Genomic DNA, 20524 nt, shown 5'->3' on the forward strand with positions numbered 1-20524 from the left:
CGGAACCAGGGTCCGACATCACAGCGGAGGTCCTCCGGGTACGGGCTAGCGCGCCCGCGTGTAGAAGATGCGCGGTGCCTCCGGAGCGGTCATGCCGTTCCCGATGAAGAAGCCCGCCTGCGGAGGCTGGTTGTAGCCGACGTTCTGCCACGCCACCGAGAGCCGGTAGACCGGGTCGTGCATCAGCGTGGGGATTCTGAGGTCGGTCACGTCGACGGTCGTGTAGAGGCGCAGCTTGGTGCTGTCCTGGGACCGCCAGATGATCTCCTCCCGCCAGTCCCCGACCAGGTCGGCCTGGAGCGTCGGCGTCCCCTTGGTGGAGTTGTTCGAGTAGGTGCCCTCCGCGCGGAGGATCTCCTTGCTCGCCGTGCCGTCCCACTTGGAGATCGTGCCGGCGCCGACGCCCTTGGCCTGGTCGTAGGCGTGGTCGACGATCTCGCGGAGCGGGTCACCGTCCCACCAGGCGAGGAAGTTCGCCGCCGGGATCGACTGCCCGAGCAGCTCGCCGGAGGCGGAACGCAGCTCACCCTGCGTGGAGTTCCACTCGCCCGTCGCGGTCACCGCCCACGCCTCGGCGCCCGGGTGCTTGGGGTCGATGTCGGCGGCGGCTGCGCGGCCCGTGTCCTTCGTGGCGGGCATCGACCACAGCACCTCGCCCGTGGCGGCGTCCCTGAAGGTGGCGCCGCGGTTGCCGCTGGAGCCCATGTCCTCGTGCGCCGCGAACACCTCGTAGCCGGGCCGGCTCGGGTCCAGGTCGGTGACGTGCAACGCGTCGCCGTGACCAAGACGGGTGCTGTACAGGCCCTCGCCGTCGTCGTCGACGGCCATCGAGCCGAACACGATCTCGTCCTTCTGGTCGCCGTCGAGGTCCAGGACGGACAGGTTGTGGTTGCCCTGTCCCGCGAAGGCGCCGTTGCCGGGGGCGTTGGAGTCGAAGACCCACCTCTGCTTCAGGTCCTTGCCGTCGAAGTCGTAGGCGGCCAGGACGGTGCGCGTGTAGTAACCGCGGCTGAAGACGACCGACGGGTGCTCGCCGTCGAGGTAGGCGACGGTCGCGAGGAACCGGTCCACGCGGTTGCCGTACCCGTCGCCCCACGCCGCCACGTCGCCGCGTGGCGGGGTGTAGTCGACGGTGTCGACCGCCTTGCCTGTGTTCCCTTCGAAGACCGTCAGGTACTCGGGACCCGACAGCACGTATCCGCTGGAGTTGCGGTAGTCCCTGCTGGGGTTGCCCAGGACGGTGCCCGCGCCGTCGACGGTGCCGTCGGCGGTCTTCATGACCACCTCCGACCTGCCGTCGCCGTCGAGGTCGTAGACCATCAGCTGGGTGTAGTGGGCTCCCGCGCGGATGTTCTTGCCGAGCGAGATCCGCCACTTCCGCTTGCCCGCCATCGTGTACGCGTCCACGTAGACGAGCCCTGTGTAGCCGGACTGGGAGTTGTCCTTGGCGTTGCTCGGGTTCCAGATGAGAACCAGGTCGAGCTCGCCGTCGCCGTCCAGGTCGCCGACCGAGGCGTCGCCCGCGCTGTAGGTGTGCGGCTGGCCATCCTTGGTGTAGTCGTCGGCCGGTTTGTCCAGCGGGATCTCTGTGTACGGCTGGCTCCACACGCCGAACTCGGCCGTGGAGTCGCCGCCCACGGGGACCACCCGATAGCGGGATTGTGCTGTTCCGTCAGGGTCGAGATGGTTCGTGGCGCCTGTGATCTCCTTGATCTTCTTTCCATCGCGCCAGATCTCGAACGCCTGGCCGGGGTCGTCCAGCCCGAGCAGGCGCCAGCCCAGGTAGACACCCGAGCCGGTGGCGATGGCGACCGGCGCCCGGTTCAGGCGCTCCATCTGTCGTTTCAGCTCGGTGGTCGCCCGCGAGGCGGTCGACGGCGAGGGCTCGGAGGCGCCGCCCCTGTTGACGGCCACGATCCGGTAATGGAAGGGCACCGTCGTGAGGACCTTGTCGTCGGTGAACGACGGCTCCTGCGTGGTCCCGATCAGCTTGTAGGGCCCGTCCGCCTTCTCGGCCCGCTGGACCCGGTACAGCAGCGTGCCCTCGACCTCGCTCCAGCGCAGGTCCACGCTCTTCTTCGCGACCCGGCCGAGGCCGGGTGCGGCAGGCGCGGTCGGCGGCGTCACCGAGTCGTCCACGGTGGCGACCTTGACCGCGGCCGAGGACACCGACTCGTCTCCGGCGGGGTCGACAGCGGTCACCGTGTAGTCGTAGTGGGAACCGATTTGGGCGGTCTTGTCGGTGTAGGAGGCCTCGGTCGCCTTGCCGAGCAGGGTGGGCTCCGCCTCGCCCTCCTCGGCCCTGAAGACCCGGTAGGCCGCAGCCCCGTCCGTCGCGGACCAGGTCAACGGGACGCTGGCGGCGATGCCGTCGAAGGAGACCGTACCGGCGGCCAGTCCCTCGGGAGCCGTCAGGATCGGGGTGATCTCCAGGCCGTTGAGGTGGGCGGTGGTGCCCGAAACCACGACGTTCAGCTGCCCGTCGGTGACCTTGATCCCGGAGACGGCGGTCGTGGCGACGCTTCTGCTACTGGAGACGGCGACGGCGCTGCCGCCCTCCGCGGAGATGTTGGTCCGCGCGGTGCCCAGCAGGTCGCCCACGTATGCCTTCAGGCCGTACAAGCCGTTCGGAACGTCCACCTTGAACTCGTAGGAGCCGCCGAAGTAGGCCAGGAAGTCCCTGCCGAGGTCGTCCAGCGCGCTGCCGCGGTCCCGGTCGATCATGCCCGCGGAGTCGGTGAGGCCGAAGCCCTTCTCGGGCGTGTAGATCGTCGCCCGCGTGACCTGGGTGTACCCGGCGGCGACCGGCCCGGTGGCGGGACCGAAGTCGTACTTGTAGAGAGCGCGTTTGGTGGTGATCGTCACGGGGGCGGACGGCTCGGAGTCGCCGCGCCCGTTCACCGCCACCACGCGGAACTCGTAGGTCTTGCCCTCCGCCAGTCCCGAGACCGCGGCCTGCGGGATCGCCGAGGTGGTGGCCAGGGTGCCGTCGCGGAGCACCCTGTAGACGTCGGCGGACTCGGTGGCGTCCCACTTCAGCACGGCGCCCGCGTTCGAGATGCCGCCCGCCACCAGTCCGGTGGGCCTGGCGGGGACGGCGGCCGGCGGCTCGATCTCCCGCACCAGTCCCGACAGCGGCAGGCCCAGCGCCTTCACGCCGCCCGCGACCAGGCGCGCCATCTGGATGGCGCCGTACTCCTGGAAGTGCGTGTTGTCCGTGGCGCCGTTCGGCCAGGCACCGTAGACCCCCGCGGGGACGTGCAGGAACACCGACCTGGCCGCCTCGGGCCCGATGCCGTCCAGGTATTCCCTGCTCAGAGTGGACAGGTCGACCAGGGCGACGTTGTCCTCCTGGGCCAGCTCCTTCATCTTCGCCACGTACTCCGGGAAGGAGACGTTGAACTTGCCGGTCGTGGCGTTGTAGTCGAGCCGGGAGACGGGCGTGACGAGGATCGGGGTCGCGCCCCGCTGCCGGGCGCCGTTGACGTAGACCTTCAGGTACTCCTTGTAGTCCGCGGGGGAGGCGTACCTGTCGGGGATGCCGACCGTCGCGTCGTTGTGCCCGAACTGGACGAAGAAGTAGTCGCCGGGCCTGATGGCGCGCAGGACCGTGTCGAGGCGGCCCTGAGTGATGAAGTTCTTGGAACTGCGGCCGCCGATGGCGTGGTTGTCGAAGGCGACGCCGGTGGTGAGGAATTGCTCGATCATCTGGCCCCACCCGGCCTCGGGCGCCCAGAACGGGTCATAGGTCTGGACGGTCGAGTCGCCCGCGATGTAGGCGGTCGGGATCGTGCCCGGGGTGCGGTCGGCCTGCCGCGTGATCACCAGCGAGTTGATCTTTGGGGCCGTTCCGGAGAAGACGAAGTCCATCTTCCCGTCCACCAGGGCGATGCCGAAGGACATTTCCAGGTACTGGCCGCCCGCCTTGGCGGTCTGCTGCACCTTGGTCATCGACTCGACCGTGATGGCGATGTCGGTTGCCTCGGTGGCGTCACCGGCGATGAGCGAGACGGTGTAGTCGCCGTTGGGCAGGTCGACGCTGAAGGTGGCGCCCCCGGTGGCGACGAAGTCGGATCGGAGCGCGTCGCCCGTGGCTCTGTCGGCCGAGGTCACACCTGAGGTGTCGGCGAAGCCGTATCCCTGGGCGGAGCTGTAGCCGGTGGTCTCGGAGACGCGCGTGTAGCCCTCCTGGAGCGCGCTGTCGGAGGTGCCGAAGTCGAAGGCACGGTCGGCCTCCCCGGCCTGGGCCTGAGTCGGTGTTAACGTTAACAAGCCCAGAATGAGGGCAATGGCCGCGGTCTTGCGCATGGGCGTCCATTCGGGTTGTGCTCGGGGGGTTTCGGGGTGCATTGAATCGTTTTAATGTACGATCCGAAACCAAGTGTGATCGGAAAATCACATCGATGTCAACGGGGAGGTGGTGATGTCCGCGTACGACCCCGCGTTCCACCTCATCTACGTCGGGTGGCGTCCGCTGTTTCGGGAAGCCCGAGCGACCCGACCCGGCTGCGGGGTTCCGCCGCAGGAACCGGCTCCCGTGGCCCGAACCTGAACGGCGACGGCAACGACATCGGCCGCGTCCCGATTCAGGACGGCAACTCCCAGGGGCCGTACAGCGCGTGGTGAGGGTTCGTGGTGAAGGCCCAATAGCGCTCGCCGTAGGACCAATGCCACCACTCGGTCGGGTAGTTGACGAAGCCGGTGGAGGTCATGGCGGTGCCCAGGATGTGCCGGTTCGCCTTGGCCTCCGCGGAGATGGCGGTCGAGGCGGTGTAGCAGGCCTCGCCGTCCTCCGGCGGGGTGGCGTTGACCGGCGTGCCCATCGGCAGTTCGGCGCCGGTGGTGGTGCACAGGGTCAGGTCGACCGCGCCGCCGGTGACGTGAGGGGCCACGTTGGGCGGGGAGACGTATCTGCTGGCCTCGACGCGAACGCGGTTCTCGTCCCAGCCGGGGTGCGCGGCGCGGTGGCGGGTGACCGATGAGTCGAAGTACTGCTGCTGCAATCCCACCGCAGGGGTTTGGTGACCTGAGTTTCGTAGCACGGGACGGCGTTCCCGAGCGGTGCGGCAAATGGATCTCCGCGGTGGGAAGCGCGGACAACGGCCGTGCGGGTCAGTCGCTGATCGTGTGCCCGTGGTTCCGGCGCTGGACGTACAGGCGGTTGCCCTTCGGCCCTGTCCATTCCACCCGCACGATCCCGGGCACCGCCGTGTCGCCGATGCGTGACGGGTCGGACCAGTAGCCGAATCTGGGGTTGCGGAAGAACGTCGCCCACAGGTTGCCGCTGCGATCCACGAAGAAGTTGTTGTGGCCGGCGCCGACACCCATGGTCCACCGCTTCGAGTACGGTCCCTCGAACGTGTCCGAGACGGCGACGACCGCGTCGTAGTGGTACTGCTCGCGGCCGGCGCCGGGTGGGTCGTAGGCGTACCGGGTGCTGCCGTCGGCGTTGGTCGAGGATCGGTTCCAGGCGGCGTGGAGGAGGTAGTACTTGCCGCCGTACTTGAAGACGTACGCGCCTTCGAGATATGGCTCGGGCGTGTAGGGCACCTGCTGGAACGTCGGGAGGTCGGTGGTCGGGACGATGTCTTCCATGTCGTCTCGGAACTTCGCGTACAGGTGGTTGTGCAGCACCAGCCAGGCGTCATTGCCTTCGGTGTAGAGGCTGCCGTCGATGTGGTGGTAGGCGCCGGGCAGGATGAAACTGGGCCCGCCGATGAAGGAGTCGCCGAAGGGCTTGTCGTAGTTGCCCTGGACGAGCCGGTACGGGCCTTCAAGGCCGCCCTCGCTCACGAGCATGAACGAGCCGACCTTCCGGGAGTGGTCGCCCATGCAGGCGACGATGTACCACTTGCCGCGGAAGTAGTGCACCTCCGGGGCCCAGACATCGCCGCGCTTGCCGAACTGGTCGTCGTGCCAGTACTCCTGCCATGGAGCGACCACCATGCGTTCGGGCCGGTTCTCGTCGGCGAACTCGGGCGACCAGACCTTGCCTTTCTCGGCGCCGGGGCGGATGCCGGTGGTGTCGGCCAGGCTCCACGGTCCGTGCAGGGATGGGGACACCCACACGAAGATGCCGTCGTTCCACGGGGCGGCCCCTGCGATCCCGGGTGCCCGGGTGGTGCCGGTGGCGACGTAGATCGGCCGTCCCTTTACGACGAAGCAGTTGACGTAGGTGTCGCGCATCCAGACCCGGCCGAGCTCCTTGTCGCGGGGGCGGAGTTCGAGCGGGAGGATGTAGGAGTTGTCCTCGCGCGGCCACAGGTCGAGCCGGGTGTCGGCGAGGCCGTAGGGCTCGAGGTCGGGCCAGTTCGAGGGGTATCGCTTCATGGCGGCGTTCATGGACGGGTTCATGGACGGGTTCATGGACGCGGCCTCCTGCGGCGTCGCCTGCGCGGCGGTCGCGGGCAGCGCTGCCGCTCCCAGAAGGCCGGCGGCGCCCGCCAGCAGGGATCGTCGGTCGAGGTTCGACCCGTAGTCGGAATCGGCCATCAGTCATGTCCTCCAGGTCAGTGCCTGCCGCGCTCGCTGCTGCTGAGCGGTTCGCCCGGTGCGTAGCTTGCGGAGAGTGTGCCTAGTTGCTCGTTTTTCGTCAATAACTCGGAAAAAATAGTCGGCGATCGCGCAGGTAGGTCACTGCGCGAAAAACGCAGGTGAAACCGTTGTGGACTAAACCAGCAGGTCATTTCCCCGCCGGTGCGCCGTGGTGTACGCGCGATCCCGCGTACACCACGGAACGGCGGCGCCATCCCGGTGGCCAGGCCGAGCCGGTCAGCGCCGCTGCAGCGCGCGGAAGTCGTCGAGCCAGTAGCCGCGCCCTGACAGGTCGCCGCGGGGCTGCACGGTGTAGGGGGCGTACACGCTGTTGAGCAGCCACGGGGTCTTGTCGGGGCCGAAGTTCGAGACCATCAGGTCGTCCTGCTTGAAGCCGTACGTGGCGACCGCCAGCCGCCCGGTGCCCCGGTACAGCTCCATCTGGTCGCGCAAGAAGCCCGCCTGGCTGGTGAACCACGGGCTGCTGGTCAGGAAGTCATCCCACTTCCGCTCGCTGAACGGCTTGTCGATGGCGGCCTTGATGACCTGCCACCCCAGGGTGCCGGGGGCGAAGCCGTACTTCTGGGCGAACGTGGCCGAGACGGGGTCCTCCAGGTGCTTCTTCCAGTGCCAGACGAGAGAGAACTCGGTGACCAGGAACGTCTGGTCGGGGCGCATCCTCGGCAGGATGTAGTCCAGGAACGGCTGCGCGCTCTCCGGCGAGGGGATGTGCGGGTGGATGTCCACGCCCTCGATCTCCGGCGTCTCGCGCACGAAGGACATCCAGCGCTCGGCCGCCGGCGTGCGACGGTCCGCCAGGTCGAGCCGGTTCAGCGCGCCCATGTAGAGCACGGTGCCGCAGTTCGCGCCGCACCGCTCACGCCGGTAGTCGATCACGTGCCGGGCGACGGTCTCGTAGAACACGTTGAGCCGCTGGTCACGCTGGGCGGGCAGGCTCTCGATGAAGGGCTCGTTGCCAATCGTGAGGATGTCCACCTTGCCCATCACCGCGGGCAGCACCTTGTCCAGCCGGGCCAGCTCCGCGGCCATCCTGGCGCTGCCGGGCGCGGGGAAGGACGCCGCGTCGTAAGGGAACTTCAAGCTGAAGACGGTGTCGTAGCCGCGCGCGGCCGCCTCGGTGATGGTGCTGATCGCGAAGTGTTCGGCGGGGTCGCCCTGGTCGGCGGCGGGCATCGGGTAGAACCCGCGGACCCACCGGGCGCGGGCCTCGCGCAGTTCCCGGTAGTCGAGGGCGTCGAGGTTCTGGTTGAAGTTGGCTCCCAGGGCGCCGTACGCGAGGGCGAGCGGCTTGTCGTCGGTCACGGATTCGACTCCTTCCGCGGCGGCGGCGTGGGTGACGGTCGAGAAGGCGAGAACCGCTGTTAAGGCGATGCTCGACAGTCGGCGCAGCATGTGACCTGCTTTCTCGGAAGTGAAGGCCGATGCATGGTTCGGTTCGGAGCATTCATGTTTGCGCTAACTCGAATGGCCTGTCAACGGCTCGGGCGGTGGCGTTGAGGTCAGCGGCGCGGCGGCGCGGTGGAGGCCCGCAACACCAGCTCCGGCCGGACGAACCTGCTGGGGGGAGGGGACGCCTCGGCCCCCTGCGGGGCCTCGATCTGCGCGATCAGGTGCTCCAGGCAGCGGCGGCCCACCGCGGCGAGGTCCTGGCGGACGGTGGTCAGCGGCGGGATGAGGAACGGCGCGAAGTCGAGGTCGTCGAAGCCGACGACGCTCAGGTCGTCCGGCACTTTGCGGCCCAGCTCGGCCGCCGCCCGCAGGACGCCCACGGCCATCTGATCGTTGGCGGCGAAGACGGCGGTCACGTCGTCGCCGGCCAGCAGGCGGCGGGCGGCGTCGTACCCCGACTGCGGCGACCAGTCGCCGACGGCGGGCGGCGGGACGGCGCGGCCCGACCGCTTCAGCAGCCGCTGCCATGCGGCCCGGCGCCGCTGCGCCGGATTCGAGCCGGTCGGCCCGGCCACGTGGTGGACGGTGGCGTGGCCGAGCCCGAGCAGGTGATCCACGGCGGCGCGGACGCCGGCGGCCTCGTCCATACCGAAGGTGGGGTGTCGGTGCGCCGCCCTGCTGTCGGCGATCACCACCGGCACCTCCTCGGGCAGCTGCAGGTGCGGGGTGTCGAGCACCCTGGCCTCGATCACGATCACGCCGTCCACCGCGCGGTCGGTGAGGCCGCGGACGGCGGCGCGGATGTCCTTCTCGGTCGGGCCGTTGACCATCGCGACGCTCACCGAGTAGCCGCGGGCCTGGGCGCCGGTCACGACGGCCTCGAGGATGCGGACGTTGAGCACGGCGCTGAGGTTGAACATGACGATGCCGATCGTGCGGAACCGTCCGGTGGCCAGCGCCCGCGCGGCGATGTTGGCGCGATAGCCGAGTTGTTTCATGGCCGTCTCGACCTTGAGCCGCGTGGCGGCGGTCACCCGGTCGTTGCCGTTCACGACCCTCGACACGGTCTGTCCTGACACACCGGCGAGCTTGGCGACGTCCGCCATCGATGGGCCGCCGGACGCCCCCGTACCTGGTTGCCGAGCCACGCGGCGTGCTCTCCCTTCCTCGTAGCAGCGGCGCTGAAAAGGGTCAGGCCAGGCCCTGGTGATCGGCCCCTTCGAAGTCGCTCAAGGACGTGTCATAGTCCTTGCCGCCGACAGCGTACATCGACGTCATCCAGTGGTGGAAATTGTCGCCGGAGGCCCGAAGCCGCTGGTAGAGACGGTGCATCAGCGCCGACTGGATCTCGCCGAGCGCCGGGTCGCCGTAGCGGTCGGTCAGCTCGGACGGATCTTCTTCCAGATCGTGGAGTTCGTTGACGCTCTCCGGGTTGACCACCAGCTTGAACGGGCGCGTGCGGCACCAGGCCGCGGCCGTCGGCTCCCGCCAGATCGAGTGTCGACGCGGTGCTGGTCGGTCATCAGGAAGAGCACGTTCGTGGGCCGGCTCACCGGTCTCCATGCCTGTTTCCGCAAACATCGGATGCGCCATCGGCGGGTGAAGTCATGGCGTTGAGCTGCATTTCAGAGAAGCTCACAGCCATGACCTTGACGCTGATAGGGGACGGGCTTAGGTTTGCGCAAACATGGAACCGCTTCACCGGGGGTCCCTGAAGGTTCAGGGCTGGGCGGGATCGTGACCGAGTCGACGACGAAGAGGAGTCGCCATGGGGTCGCATCGCCGAATCCCTGGAACCCTGCCCGGCGTGGCAGGTGCCGGGCGCCGTGACGTCAGCCGCCGTCAGTTCCTCGGCGGCACAAGTGCCGCCGTTCTGGCGGCGGCGCTGACCGCGTGTACCGGCGGCGGACAGATGAGCCGCCAGAGCCAGGCCGCCAGTAACGCGCTGCAGTGGTGGGACCAGTTCAGGCCGCTGACCAGGATGTTGGAGAGCGACCTGTTCACCCCCTACGAGCAGGGCCACGCGGGCGTCACGATCGAACGGCGCCAGATGGACGCGCCCGACCTGGGCCAGGCGCTGCAGGTGGCCCGGCGCAGCAACCAGATGCCGGACGTGCACTCGCTGGCGGGCCTGGGCGCTGTCTCTCCGGCCGCCCTGGTCAGCGAGGGCTGGTTCCAGCCGGTCGGCAAGCTCGCCGACTTCGCCGGCAGCCCGGTCGCCGACCAGCTCTACGACGGCATCCACCGCTTCAACGGCGAGATCTACTCCTTCCCGCCGTTCTCCGGCCGGAATCACGAGGCGGTGCCGTGGTTCAACACGGCGCTGCTCAAGGAGGCCAAGGTGGACCCCGAGGACGAGCCGGCCACCTGGGACGACCTGCGCGCCGTCGCCCGCCGCCTGACCAAGGGGGACGTGTACGGCATGGTGATCCCGCTCAAGGACCCCGCGTACCTGGCCACGCTGGTGCACCGGCTCGCCATGACCGCGGGCGCCCCCGGGCCCGGCGCCATCGACTGGGCGACGGGCGAGTACGTCCATGACTCCCAGCCGTACATCGACGCCGTCGAATTCCTCGTCTCGCTGCAGAAGGACAAGGTCGTCCACCCGGCGTCCGCGTCGATGGGGCCCCGTGACGCCCGCGCCCGCTGGGCCGCCGGGCAGGCGGCCATCTACCCGTGGGGCGCGTGGTTCGTCGGCGGCCTGCGCGTGGACGAGCCCGAGGCGGTCGAGCGCGGGGTCGGCGTGTGGCACATCCCGTGCCCCGAGACCACCAGGAACTTCGTCTACAGCCCTCCGGCGCCCGGCACGTTCTGGGTGTCGAGCCAGTCGAAGAAGGCCCGGACCGCGGCCGAAGTGCTGTTGCAGATGACCACCAAGGAGTTCCAGCTCAAGCTGGCCGCCGCCATGGACCAGCCGCCCGCGCTGGCCGAGGTGGTGCAGGAGGCGGAGGTGCACCCCGCCTACCGGCAGTGCGTCGCGAACTTCCAGGACGACGTGCGCATCGGACCGGTGCCCGAGGCCGGCACGCCGGGCGTGTGGCAGGTGCTCGCCGAGATGCGCGACATCCATCCCGACCTCGGCGACGTCGTCCAGTCGGTGCTGACCGGCTCCGACTCCGACGTGGGCGGCCAACTCCGGCGCTACAAGGACCAGCTCAGCGCCGAGCGCGAGCGCGCCATCAAGGCTGTCAAGGAGGAGAAGGGGGTCGAGGTCGGCCTCGACGCCTGGGTCTTCGCCAACTGGGGCCGCAAGAAGGACTACGAGCAGCAGGATTACGCCGACCGCTGAGGGGCGGCCGAACAGGAGCGCCATGACGACAACCCAAGGGCAGACCTTCGCGCGCCCCCGGCCCGGACGGCTGAGCCGCCTGCGCAAGGACTGGTGGATCTACCTCTTCCTGCTGCCGACCCTCGTCGGGTACGGCGCGTACACCATCTATCCCCTGCTGGCGTCGTGGTGGTTCGCGTTCCTCGACTGGCCGGGCTTCGCCGACGCCGGGACGTTCATCGGCGTCGAGAACTTCGCGCGGCTGATCGAGGACGAGCTGTTCTGGAACGCGTTCTGGAACTCGATCGTGTTCCTCGTGATCGCCGTGCCGCTGCGGGTCGGGCTGGCGCTCGCGCTGGCGATCGTGCTCAACCGGAGGAAGACGCCGTTCAAGGGTTTCTTCCGCACGCTGTTCTTCCTGCCGGTCGTCACCACGGGCGCCATCGTCGGCATCGTGTTCACGCTGCTGCTGGATGCCGGCGGCCCGGTGAGCATGTCGCTGGTCTGGGCGGGCCTGATCGAGTCGCCGGCGAACTTCGCCGCCGACGCCGGCACCTCGCTCTACGCCGGGATCGCCGTCTGGGTGTGGAAGTGGCTGGGCATCACCCTCATCTACTGGCTGGCCGCGCTGCAGACGATCCCCCCGGGCGTCCACGAGGCCGCGATGATCGACGGCGCGGGCCCCTGGGCGGAGTTCCGGCGCGTCACGCTGCCGCTGCTGGTGCCGTTCCTGGTGATCATCACGTTGATCGACACCGTGGCGGCGTTCAACGTCTTCGACCTGATGCAGACCCTTACCGGCGGGGGTCCGTCCTTCTCTTCCGAGGTGATCGAGATCTTCATCTTCCGCACGGCTTTCCAGGCCACCGTCCCCCAGCTCGGGTACGCCTCGGCCGCGGCGGTGCTGTTCGGGCTGCTCACCATGGTCCTCGCGATCGCCCAGGCGCTGGGCATGCGCTGGGCCAGGAGCCGGATGGGCTCGGCATGACCGCGCTCGCGGACACCCAGCCCGCCCGCCCGCTCACCGGCCAGGCGGCCCCGCGGCCCGGCCGCCGCGCGCGCCGCCGTCCGAGCGCCGGGCAGGTGGTGACTGCCGTCCTGCTGCTCGTGCTCGGCGGCCTGTGGGTCTACCCGTTCGTCTGGCTGGTCTCGGCGTCGCTGAAGACCTCACCCGAGATCTTCGGCGCGGGGCTCGGTCTGCTGCCCGAGGAGCCGGTCTGGGAGAACTATGCCCGCGCCTGGAGTGAGGTCGGCTTCGCCAGGTATTTGGTCAACACCCTCGTCATCACCGTCGGCACGGTGGTGCTCGTCGTCGTGCGCAGCGCCCTGGCGGGCTATGTGCTGGGCCGCTACGACTTCGCCGGCAAGAAGTTCATCATCGGCCTGTTCCTGGTCACGTTCTTCCTGCCCGAGGGGTACACGATCATCCCGATCACCCAGCTCACCGACCAGCTCGGGCTGCTCAACACCCACGCCGGCGTAATACTCGGTCTGGGCGCGGGTGGGCAGATCGCCTCGACCCTCCTCTACGCCGGGTTCTTCAGGAAGCTGCCGAAGGAGCTGGAGGAGTGCGCCCGCCTGGACGGCGCGGGCCACTTCACCGTCTTCTTCCGCGTGATGCTCCCGCTGGCCTGGCCGATCACCGCCACGGTGGTCATCCTCACGTACCTGTTCGCCTGGAACGTCTACCTGCTTCCGCTGGTGTTCACGCTCAGCGAGCCCGACCTGCGGACGCTGGCCGTGGGCATGACGGTCTTCGTGGGCGAGCGGGAAACGGACTGGTCGGGGATGGCCGCGGCCGCCGTGATCTCGCTGATCCCGGTGATCGCCGTGTTCGTCGTCCTCCAGCGGAAGTTCGTCGACAGCATCGCGGGAGCGGTGAAGCAGTGACAGGAACGGAGTTTTGAACCACATGTCTGTCCATGGCCGTGAGGCACTCGTGACGATCGACACCCGCCACCCGGCGGGCCGGATCGATGACGACGTCTACGGGCATTTCCTGGAATCGGCGTTCTTCGGCAACATCGAGGGCGGCGTGTTCGACGAGGGCTCACCGCTGTCCGTCGCCGAGCCCGGCCTGCTCAACGGCATCCGCGCCGACGTGCTCGCCCTGGTCCGCGAGCTGGGCCCCGGGCCGGTCCGCTGGCCGGGTGGCAACTTCACCTCGGCCTACCACTGGGAGGACGGCATCGGCCCGCGCAAGACGCGGCCGAGCCGGCTGGAGCTGGCCTGGGGCGGGCAGGAGTCCAACCGCTTCGGCACCGACGAGTTCCTGGCCTGGTGCGAGGCGGCGGGTGCGGAGCCGTACCTGGTGCACTCCTGCCGGAACGTGGACGAGGCGGTGCGCTGGGTCGAGTACACCAACTCCGCCCGCGCGACCACGCTCACCGGCCGCCGCGCCGGGAACGGGCGGGCCGAGCCGTGGAAGGTGCGCTACTGGGGCGTGGGCAACGAGGTTTACGGCCCGTGGCAGATGGGCCACCGCACGGCCGAGGAGTACGCCGCCGCCGCCCGCGAGCATGCCCTGTTCATGCGCCTGGTCGACCCCGAGATCCGCCTGGTCGGCGTCGGCATCCCCTGGCAGCAGGAGCAGTGGACGCGCCCGGTACTGGCCCGCGCGGGCAAGCTGCTGGACTACCTGTCCCTGCACCTGTACGGCGCCAGCACTCACCTGTGGACCGGCGACGACTACGACGCCGTCGTCGCCCAGGCGCTGTACTTCGAGCGGGAGATCCACGCCTACTCCCAGCTCGTCACCGAGCTCGCCGCAGAGGTGGGCCTGGAGCGCCCGCCCGCGCTCGCGCTCGACGAGTGGACCATGCGCCACCTCGAACCCGAGGACTGGCCGCAGTCGCTGCCCGGCGACGACGGCGGCGTCGCCGAGCGCGAGCTGCCCGAGGCAGGCGACGGCCCAGGACGCCGGGTGCGGGTGAACCGGTGGAGCCCTCGCACGGTCGCCGACCTGGTCTTCTGCGCCGGAGTGTTTCACGCCGTCCACCGCTCCGCCGGCCTGCCCGCGCCCGTGGCCATGGCCAACCCGGTCAACCTGGTCAATGCCAACGGCCTGGTGGTAGCCCGCCCCGGTGGCGCCCTGCGCTCGGCGATCTACCACGTCTGGCACCTCTACCGGCATCACACCGGCAGGATCGTGCTGCCGTCCGAGGTGGACGGCCCGGCCAGGACAGCAGCGGTACGGCTCGGCGACAGCTGGGGCCCGGACGGCCGGCTGCTCACCGCGCCCATGACCGTCCCGTACATCGACGTGTCGGCCACCCGTGCCGACGACGGCTCGGTGCGGGTGGCCGTCGTGAACCGGCACCGCGACGAGACCATCCGTGTGCGGCTCGTCCTCGACGGCAGCGCCGGCGCCACCCCCGCCCGTGCGCGGGTGCGCACCGTCGGCGGCGACGCCCCCGGCCTCGGCGCGGTCAACACGCTCGGCGCGCAGGACACGATCGCCGTGCGGGACCTGGGCGAGGTCGAGGCGAGCGGCGGGGCGTGGGAGGTCGCGCCACATTCGGTGACCGTACTGACCCTTCTTGAGGAACTTGCGTGACCCACGATCCTGACTACCCCCGTCCCCTCCTCGTCCGCCCGCACTGGCAGGACCTGTGCGGCCAGTGGGGCTACGCGACCGACGACCGCGATCGCGGCCTGGCCGAGGGCTGGCACCGCGATGCCGGGGCCTTCACCCGCGCGATCACCGTGCCGTACCCGCCCGAGAGCGAGCTGTCGGGCATCCACGACCCTGAGCCCCACCCGATCGTGTGGTACCGCCGCACGCTGCGTCTTGAGCACGAGCCGGGGCCGGGCGAGCGGCTCCTGCTGCACTTCGGCGCGGTGGACTACCGGGCGCGGGTGTGGTTCAACGGCGAGTACGTCGGCGAGCACGAGGGCGGCCACACGCCCTTCACCTTCGACGTCACCGAGGCCATCGTCCCCGGCGAGGAACAGGTCGTGGTGATCCGCTCGCAGGACGAGTGGGACGACGCGACCCAGCCGCGCGGCAAGCAGGACTGGCGCGGGGAGCCCCATGACATCTGGTACCACCGCACTACCGGCATCTGGCAGCCCGTCTGGGCGGAGGTCGTGCCCGACCTACACGTCCGCGGCCTGCACTGGACCCCCGACGTCCCCGGCGCGTCCGTCACCGTCGAGGTCGAGCTGTCCCGCCGGCCGGACCCCGCCGTGGACGTCCGCGTGGTCCTCAGCCTGGGTGAGGAGGTCCTGGCGGAGCAGACGTGCCGCGCCGACCGGCGGGACGGCCGGTGGGCGATCGCCGTCCCGGCAGCCCGGCACCAGATGGAGCAGGGCCGCCTGCTGTGGACGCCGGAGCGGCCGACCCTGCTGGCCGCCAGGGTCGAGGTGACCGAGGGCGACGGCGCGCCGATCGACGCGGTCACCTCGTACGTCGGCCTGCGCAGCGCCGACGTCAGGGACGGCCGTTTCCTTCTCAACGGCCAGCCCCGCTTCCTGCGTTTGGTCCTGGCCCAGAACTACTGGCCCCGCTCGCACCTGGCCGCGCCGGACGCCGCCGCGCTGCGCCGGGAGGTCGAGCTGGCCAAGGAGCTGGGGTTCAACGGCGTCAGGATCCACCAGAAGGTCGAGGACCCGCGTTTCCTGGCCTGGTGCGACCGGCTCGGCCTGCTGGTGTGGAGCGAGATGCCCAGCGCGTACGAGTACGCGCCCCGCACCGTCGAGCGGCTGACCCGTGAATGGCTGGAGGTCGTGGCCCGCGACCGCAGCCATCCGTGCGTGGTGACGTGGGTGCCGTTCAACGAGAGCTGGGGCGTCTGGCACGCGGCGGACGTACCCGAGCAGCGGCACGCCACCACCGCGTTCTACCACCTCACCAAGGCGCTCGACGGCACCCGGCCGGTGATCTCCAACGACGGGTGGGAGCACACGGAGAGCGACATCTGGGGACTGCACGACTACGCGCCGACCGGCGAGTCGATCCGAGAGCGCTACGCCGGTCCCGAAGCACTCGCGCGCATCCTCGGCGACCGCCCGCCCGCGCGGCACGTCGCCCTGCTCGGCGACCCGGTCCGGCGCGGGCAGCCGGTGGTGCTGTCCGAGATCGGCGGGACCAGCCTCCGCCCGGCACAGGACGCGCCCTGGTACGGGTACGGCACCGTCGGCTCCACCGAGGAGCTGGCCGAGGAGTTCCGGCAGCTCGTGGACGCGGTGCTGGACAACCCGGAGCTGGCCGGTCTGTGCTGGACCCAGCTGACGGACACCGAGCAGGAGCGGAACGGGCTGTTGACCGAGGACCGCGAGCCCAAGGTGCCCGCGGAGACCATCCGCCGCATCCTCACCCGCCCGGCCCGGTCGGTGCCCGCCGAGGCCATCGACACAGCCCGCCGCGCGGCCAGGGACCGCTAGTGGCCTGTCACGCACCCTTGGCCGGGTAACGGGGCCGGCTGTGCGAGCGCAGTTCGCCCAGATCCGGCTGATGAGCGGGGACGCGCGGGGCTGCGTCCAGATCTTGCTGGAGGCAGGAGGCGGCACGTGGTTGCCGCTGGCCGAGCCGCAGTTCCGTGCGGAGCTGCTGGCCCTGCTCTCCACGGCGGCGCTGCGGTGCGGAGACCGCGACACTGCCGGCCGCTCCGCCGACGACGCGGAGGCGGCCGTCGCACCGCCACGACGGCTGGGCCTGCTCACCGAACGCGAACGGGAGATCGCGGAGCTCGCGGCCGAGGGGAAGCGCTCCCGCGAGATCGCGGACCGGCTCTTCCTGAGTCCCAGGACGGTGGAGGCCCATCTCGCCAGCGTCTACCGCAAACTGGAGGTCTCCTCCCGAACCGCTCTTGCGGCCGTCCTCCTGCGCATGCCCGACGTCAGGGGCCGGTGACCTCCGCCGTGGCCGGTTTGCGGCCGTCCCGTGGGTGGCGCGGGTGCTGGTCGAACGCGAGCGGCCCCGCACTCCGAGCATCGGGTACGGGGCCGCATGGCCTGGGGTCACGCGCTCGTGGGTTTCTTCGGGCGTGGTGTGATCCTTCTGGACGGTACCCTGCTCTCCCTCGATACGGGCTCCGGTTCGGCCGTCCCGGAGACCTCATCGCGCCCTTGAGCGGGTTCGTGGCTTGCACGGGTGACCATCTTGCGCCCGCGGGCGGCGAGATCGTCGTAGACCCTGCTCGCCCTGGTCGATGTGGTGCCCGCGTGCTTGCGGACCTCGTCCCGGCGGGCCCTGAGCTTGGTCCTCAGCCGACCACGCAACGTGCGCACGTTGTCGACGGCGTAGCCGCCCGCGCCCGCGACTGCGTAAAACGGCTTGGACTTGGTGATCTTCTTGATCTGATCGGTGAGCGTCATGGGTGCTCCCCGGCAATCTCTTCTAGGCATCGGGCCGTCGAGGCCCGTTGGCGATCGTTCGCTGCGCTGCCGGCCGCTGCGTGACCGAGGGCAGACGTTGCGCAGTGCCACTACCCAATCCGCGGCACCTATACGTGCAGGCTCTGCGGGACATCAGTGGAAGCGGCGAAGGCGTGGCCTGGTGCGCGCACCTTGACGGTGTTAGCGTCGAAGGTGGAGCGCCGGGAAGCCTGGTCGGCAATGTCGTTCTGGTGTCGGCCATGAGAGCAGGCGCGATGAAACTGATCCGGTTGTCCGACGTGGATTCCTCCATGCTCGACCTCGTGGGCGGTAAGGGCGCCGGGCTCGGGGAGATGATCAAGGCGGGCGAGCGTGTCCCGGACGGCTTCTGCCTGACCGTCGAGTCCTACCGGTCGAGGGAGCTCCCGGAGAAGGACCTGGTCGAGGCCTACGAGCAGCTCGGCGGCGGGCGGGTGGCGGTTCGCTCCAGCGCCACCGCCGAGGACCTGCCGGACGCCAGTTTCGCCGGCCAGCAGGATACGTACCTCAACGTCGAAGGCGCCGGCGAACTGATCGACGCGGTCCGCCGCTGCTGGGACTCCTTGTACACCGAGCGCGCCGTCGCCTACCGCGCCGCCGCCGGCATCGACGAGGCGGCCATGGCCGTGGTGGTGCAACGCATGATCGACCCGACGACCGCCGGCGTGCTCTTCACCGCCAACCCGATCACCGGCTGCCGCGCGGAAATGGTCGTCGACGCCGCCCCGGGCCTGGGCACCGCCATCGTCGAGGGCACGGTCGTGCCGGACCATCACGTTCTCGATCGGCGGGCGCCGGCCGTACCGAACCCTGACGGGTGCCTCGACGAAGAGCAGCTCGAACAGCTGCGCGCGGCGGGATCCCGCCTGCAGGAGCATTTCGGCTCGCCGCAGGACATCGAGTGGGCGATCGACGCCGAGGGCACACTCTGGCTGCTCCAGTCGCGGCCGATCACCACCCTCTTCCCGCTGCCGCCCGACACCGGTGATACGCGGCTCTACCTGGAGTTCGGCCACACGCAGGGCATGCTTCGCCCGTGCACCCCGATGGGTGTCTCCCTGCTCAAGACGGGTGCGGCCCTGTGGTTCGAGGCCGTAGGGGCCAAGATCGATCGGCGTGACCCGCTGCCCCGGCTGGTCCCCGTCGGTGGCCGGCTCTTCTTCGATGTGACCGATTTCATGCGCAGCAAGGCCATGCGGAAGCGGATAGGAACCTCCCTGGAGGTCTACGGGCCGAGGGTGCAGGGTGCCGTGCTGCGCATGCTGGACGATCCGCGGTTCGCGCCGCGACCCGGCCTGCCGTTCCATGCCGGCACCGCGCTCAAGGGCACTTTTCGGCTGTTGCCCGCGGCGATCGCCGGAGTGGTGTCGAGCCTGGCCCACCCGGTTCGCGCTCGCGCTCGCGCCCATCGTGGCGTTGCGGAGATCAAGCGGCTGATCACTCCACCGGGCGAGTCCGCCACGTCCGCCGAGCGGCTGCGCTGGGTGATCGAGGATTCCCACAAGGGGATCATGAGCCCCGACATGCATGGGATCTTCGGGCCCCTGGTGGCCGGGATGATCAGCGGCATGATCCCGGCCGCGTTGCTCAAGGGCGTCGCCACGGACGAGGAACTCGACACCGTCCTCGGCGGCATGCCGTACAACGTGACCACGGAGATGGACCTCAAGCTCTGGGATCTCGCCGTGAAGGCCCGCGAGCACCGTGACCTGTTCCTCAACACGCCACCGGAGGACCTTGCCGCCGAGTACTTAGCCGGTGAGCTCCCGGACATCGGGATGGCGGACTTCCTGGAGAGGTACGGCATGCGCGCGGCGGCCGAGATCGACGTCGGCGTGCCCCACTGGGACGATGACCCGGCACCGCTGTTCTCGACCATCGCCAACTACCTCCAGGTCGACGATCCCGATCAGGCGCCCGACGCGCGGTTCAAGGCCGCGGCGGCGAGGGCGGAGCGGATGATCGAGACGCTGTCGCGGCGGGCGCGGCGCAGGCGGCCGGTACGTGGCCGGCTGGCGGTGTTCTTCATGCGCCGCTCGCGCGAGCTCACCGGGCTGCGCGAGATCGGGAAGTTCGCCTGGTTGCCGGCGATCCAGGCGGCCCGGCGGCAACTCCTCCTGGTCGGCGCGGACCTGGCCGGCCGCGGTCGGCTGGAGCGCGCCGACGACATCATGTTCCTGAATCTCGGCGAAGCCTGGGCGGCCGTACACCACGGGATCGACCATCGGGAACCGGCCGCGACGCGGCGCGCGGAATACGAGCGGGAGCTGCGGCGGCCCACCGTTCCCGGCGCCCTGTTGTCGGACGGGACCGACGTGGAGACGCTCGCCCCCGCTCAGCCGGTGCAGGACGGCACGCTGACCGGGATGTCCGGAGCCGCCGGGCAGGCAACCGGCAGGGCGCGGGTGATCCACGACCCTGTCGGCGCGCATCTCGAACCGGGCGAGATCCTGGTGGCGCCGACCACGGACCCGGGCTGGACACCGCTGTTCATGACCGCGGCCGGCCTGGTGACCGAGACCGGCTCGCCGGTGGCACACGGGCCCACCGTGGCCCGCGAGTACGGTATCCCCGCCGTCATCTGCGTCCGCGGTGCCACACGCGAGATCAGGACCGGGCAGCTGATAACGATCGACGGTACGGCGGGCACGGTGCGCGTGGAACCTGAGTGACCATCAGCGGGGTGCGCTTGGTGAGCCAGGCGCGCCCTTCGTCGTCAATGTCGTTCTTCCACCACTCCAGCACGGTCTCCGCGACCGCGCCGTAACGCCCGATCAGCCACTCGTTCGCCGGGATGTCGTCCGGGCCGATGTCCAGGGAGACCGTGAAGCGGGAGGCCTGCGCGATCGTGTTGCGCGCGACCAGCAGCTTCCAGCCCAGATGGTACGGCGGGTTCTGCAGCGCCACCTGGGCTGCCGAAGGCTCCGTCCATGCAGGTCAAGTGGTACGAGCAGG

The 20524-nt window shown here is 69.8% G+C and carries 15 protein-coding genes; 7 read left to right on the forward strand and 8 right to left on the reverse strand.

Annotated elements, in window-relative coordinates; translation table 11 throughout:
* Positions 1-45 precede the first annotated feature (45 nt).
* The 6 genes from ACIBI9_RS40415 to ACIBI9_RS40440 form a co-directional block, all read right to left on the reverse strand.
* Entirely contained in the window at positions 46-4272 is a 4227-nt protein-coding gene (locus tag ACIBI9_RS40415) for an SGNH/GDSL hydrolase family protein (RefSeq protein ID WP_397230473.1), read from the reverse strand.
* 314 nt (positions 4273-4586) lie between these two features.
* A complete protein-coding gene (locus tag ACIBI9_RS40420; protein WP_397230475.1) occupies positions 4587-5009 on the reverse strand; it encodes a M15 family metallopeptidase in 423 nt (140 codons plus the stop codon).
* Between the two features lie 103 nt (positions 5010-5112).
* A complete protein-coding gene (locus ACIBI9_RS40425) occupies positions 5113-6492 on the reverse strand; it encodes a family 43 glycosylhydrolase (RefSeq protein ID WP_397230477.1) in 1380 nt (459 codons plus the stop codon).
* Positions 6493-6771: 279 nt separating this feature from the next.
* On the reverse strand, positions 6772-7947 hold the full coding sequence (locus tag ACIBI9_RS40430; protein ID WP_397230479.1) for a hypothetical protein: 1176 nt from the start codon (positions 7945-7947) through the stop codon (positions 6772-6774).
* 107 nt (positions 7948-8054) lie between these two features.
* Positions 8055-9050: a LacI family DNA-binding transcriptional regulator gene (locus ACIBI9_RS40435; RefSeq protein WP_397230636.1), complete on the reverse strand. Its 996-nt coding sequence runs from the start codon at positions 9048-9050 to the stop codon at positions 8055-8057.
* An 85-nt stretch (positions 9051-9135) separates the two neighbouring features.
* Positions 9136-9537 carry a hypothetical protein gene (locus ACIBI9_RS40440; protein ID WP_397230481.1) on the reverse strand — a complete coding sequence of 134 codons (402 nt, stop codon included), beginning with the start codon at positions 9535-9537 and terminating at the stop codon, positions 9136-9138.
* A gap of 214 nt (positions 9538-9751) precedes the next feature.
* On the opposite strand from ACIBI9_RS40440, the gene ACIBI9_RS40445 reads away from it, so the two are divergent.
* The 6 genes from ACIBI9_RS40445 to ACIBI9_RS40470 are packed head-to-tail and all read left to right on the forward strand — an operon-like array spanning position 9752 to position 17066.
* A complete protein-coding gene (locus ACIBI9_RS40445) occupies positions 9752-11233 on the forward strand; it encodes an ABC transporter substrate-binding protein (protein WP_397230483.1) in 1482 nt (493 codons plus the stop codon).
* 22 nt (positions 11234-11255) lie between these two features.
* Positions 11256-12200: a carbohydrate ABC transporter permease gene (locus ACIBI9_RS40450; protein ID WP_397230485.1), complete on the forward strand. Its 945-nt coding sequence runs from the start codon at positions 11256-11258 to the stop codon at positions 12198-12200.
* On the forward strand, positions 12197-13102 hold the full coding sequence (locus tag ACIBI9_RS40455) for a carbohydrate ABC transporter permease (protein WP_397230486.1): 906 nt from the start codon (positions 12197-12199) through the stop codon (positions 13100-13102). Before ACIBI9_RS40450 ends, ACIBI9_RS40455 begins: the two co-directional genes overlap by 4 nt.
* Before the next feature lie 49 nt (positions 13103-13151).
* Positions 13152-14768, forward strand: coding sequence for an alpha-L-arabinofuranosidase C-terminal domain-containing protein (locus tag ACIBI9_RS40460; RefSeq protein ID WP_397230488.1), 1617 nt, complete (start codon positions 13152-13154; stop codon positions 14766-14768).
* A complete protein-coding gene (locus ACIBI9_RS40465; RefSeq protein ID WP_397230490.1) occupies positions 14765-16597 on the forward strand; it encodes a glycoside hydrolase family 2 protein in 1833 nt (610 codons plus the stop codon). Before ACIBI9_RS40460 ends, ACIBI9_RS40465 begins: the two co-directional genes overlap by 4 nt.
* 40 nt (positions 16598-16637) lie before the next feature.
* Positions 16638-17066: a response regulator transcription factor gene (locus tag ACIBI9_RS40470; RefSeq protein WP_397230492.1), complete on the forward strand. Its 429-nt coding sequence runs from the start codon at positions 16638-16640 to the stop codon at positions 17064-17066.
* Positions 17067-17173: 107 nt separating this feature from the next.
* On the opposite strand, the gene ACIBI9_RS40475 is transcribed toward ACIBI9_RS40470, so the two are convergent.
* Positions 17174-17530 (reverse strand): hypothetical protein, encoded by a 357-nt coding sequence (locus tag ACIBI9_RS40475; RefSeq protein WP_397230494.1) that lies wholly within the window; start codon positions 17528-17530, stop codon positions 17174-17176.
* A 134-nt stretch (positions 17531-17664) separates the two neighbouring features.
* Here ACIBI9_RS40475 and ACIBI9_RS40480 point away from each other — a divergent pair, with 134 nt between their 5' ends.
* Positions 17665-20241 (forward strand): PEP/pyruvate-binding domain-containing protein, encoded by a 2577-nt coding sequence (locus ACIBI9_RS40480; protein ID WP_397230496.1) that lies wholly within the window; start codon positions 17665-17667, stop codon positions 20239-20241.
* Here ACIBI9_RS40480 and ACIBI9_RS40485 read toward each other — a convergent pair.
* Positions 20177-20476 (reverse strand): hypothetical protein, encoded by a 300-nt coding sequence (locus ACIBI9_RS40485; RefSeq protein ID WP_397230498.1) that lies wholly within the window; start codon positions 20474-20476, stop codon positions 20177-20179. The two genes, ACIBI9_RS40480 and ACIBI9_RS40485, sit on opposite strands and share 65 nt — an antisense overlap.
* Between the last annotated feature and the right edge of the window lie 48 nt (positions 20477-20524).

The organism is Nonomuraea sp. NPDC050451, assembly GCF_044458585.1.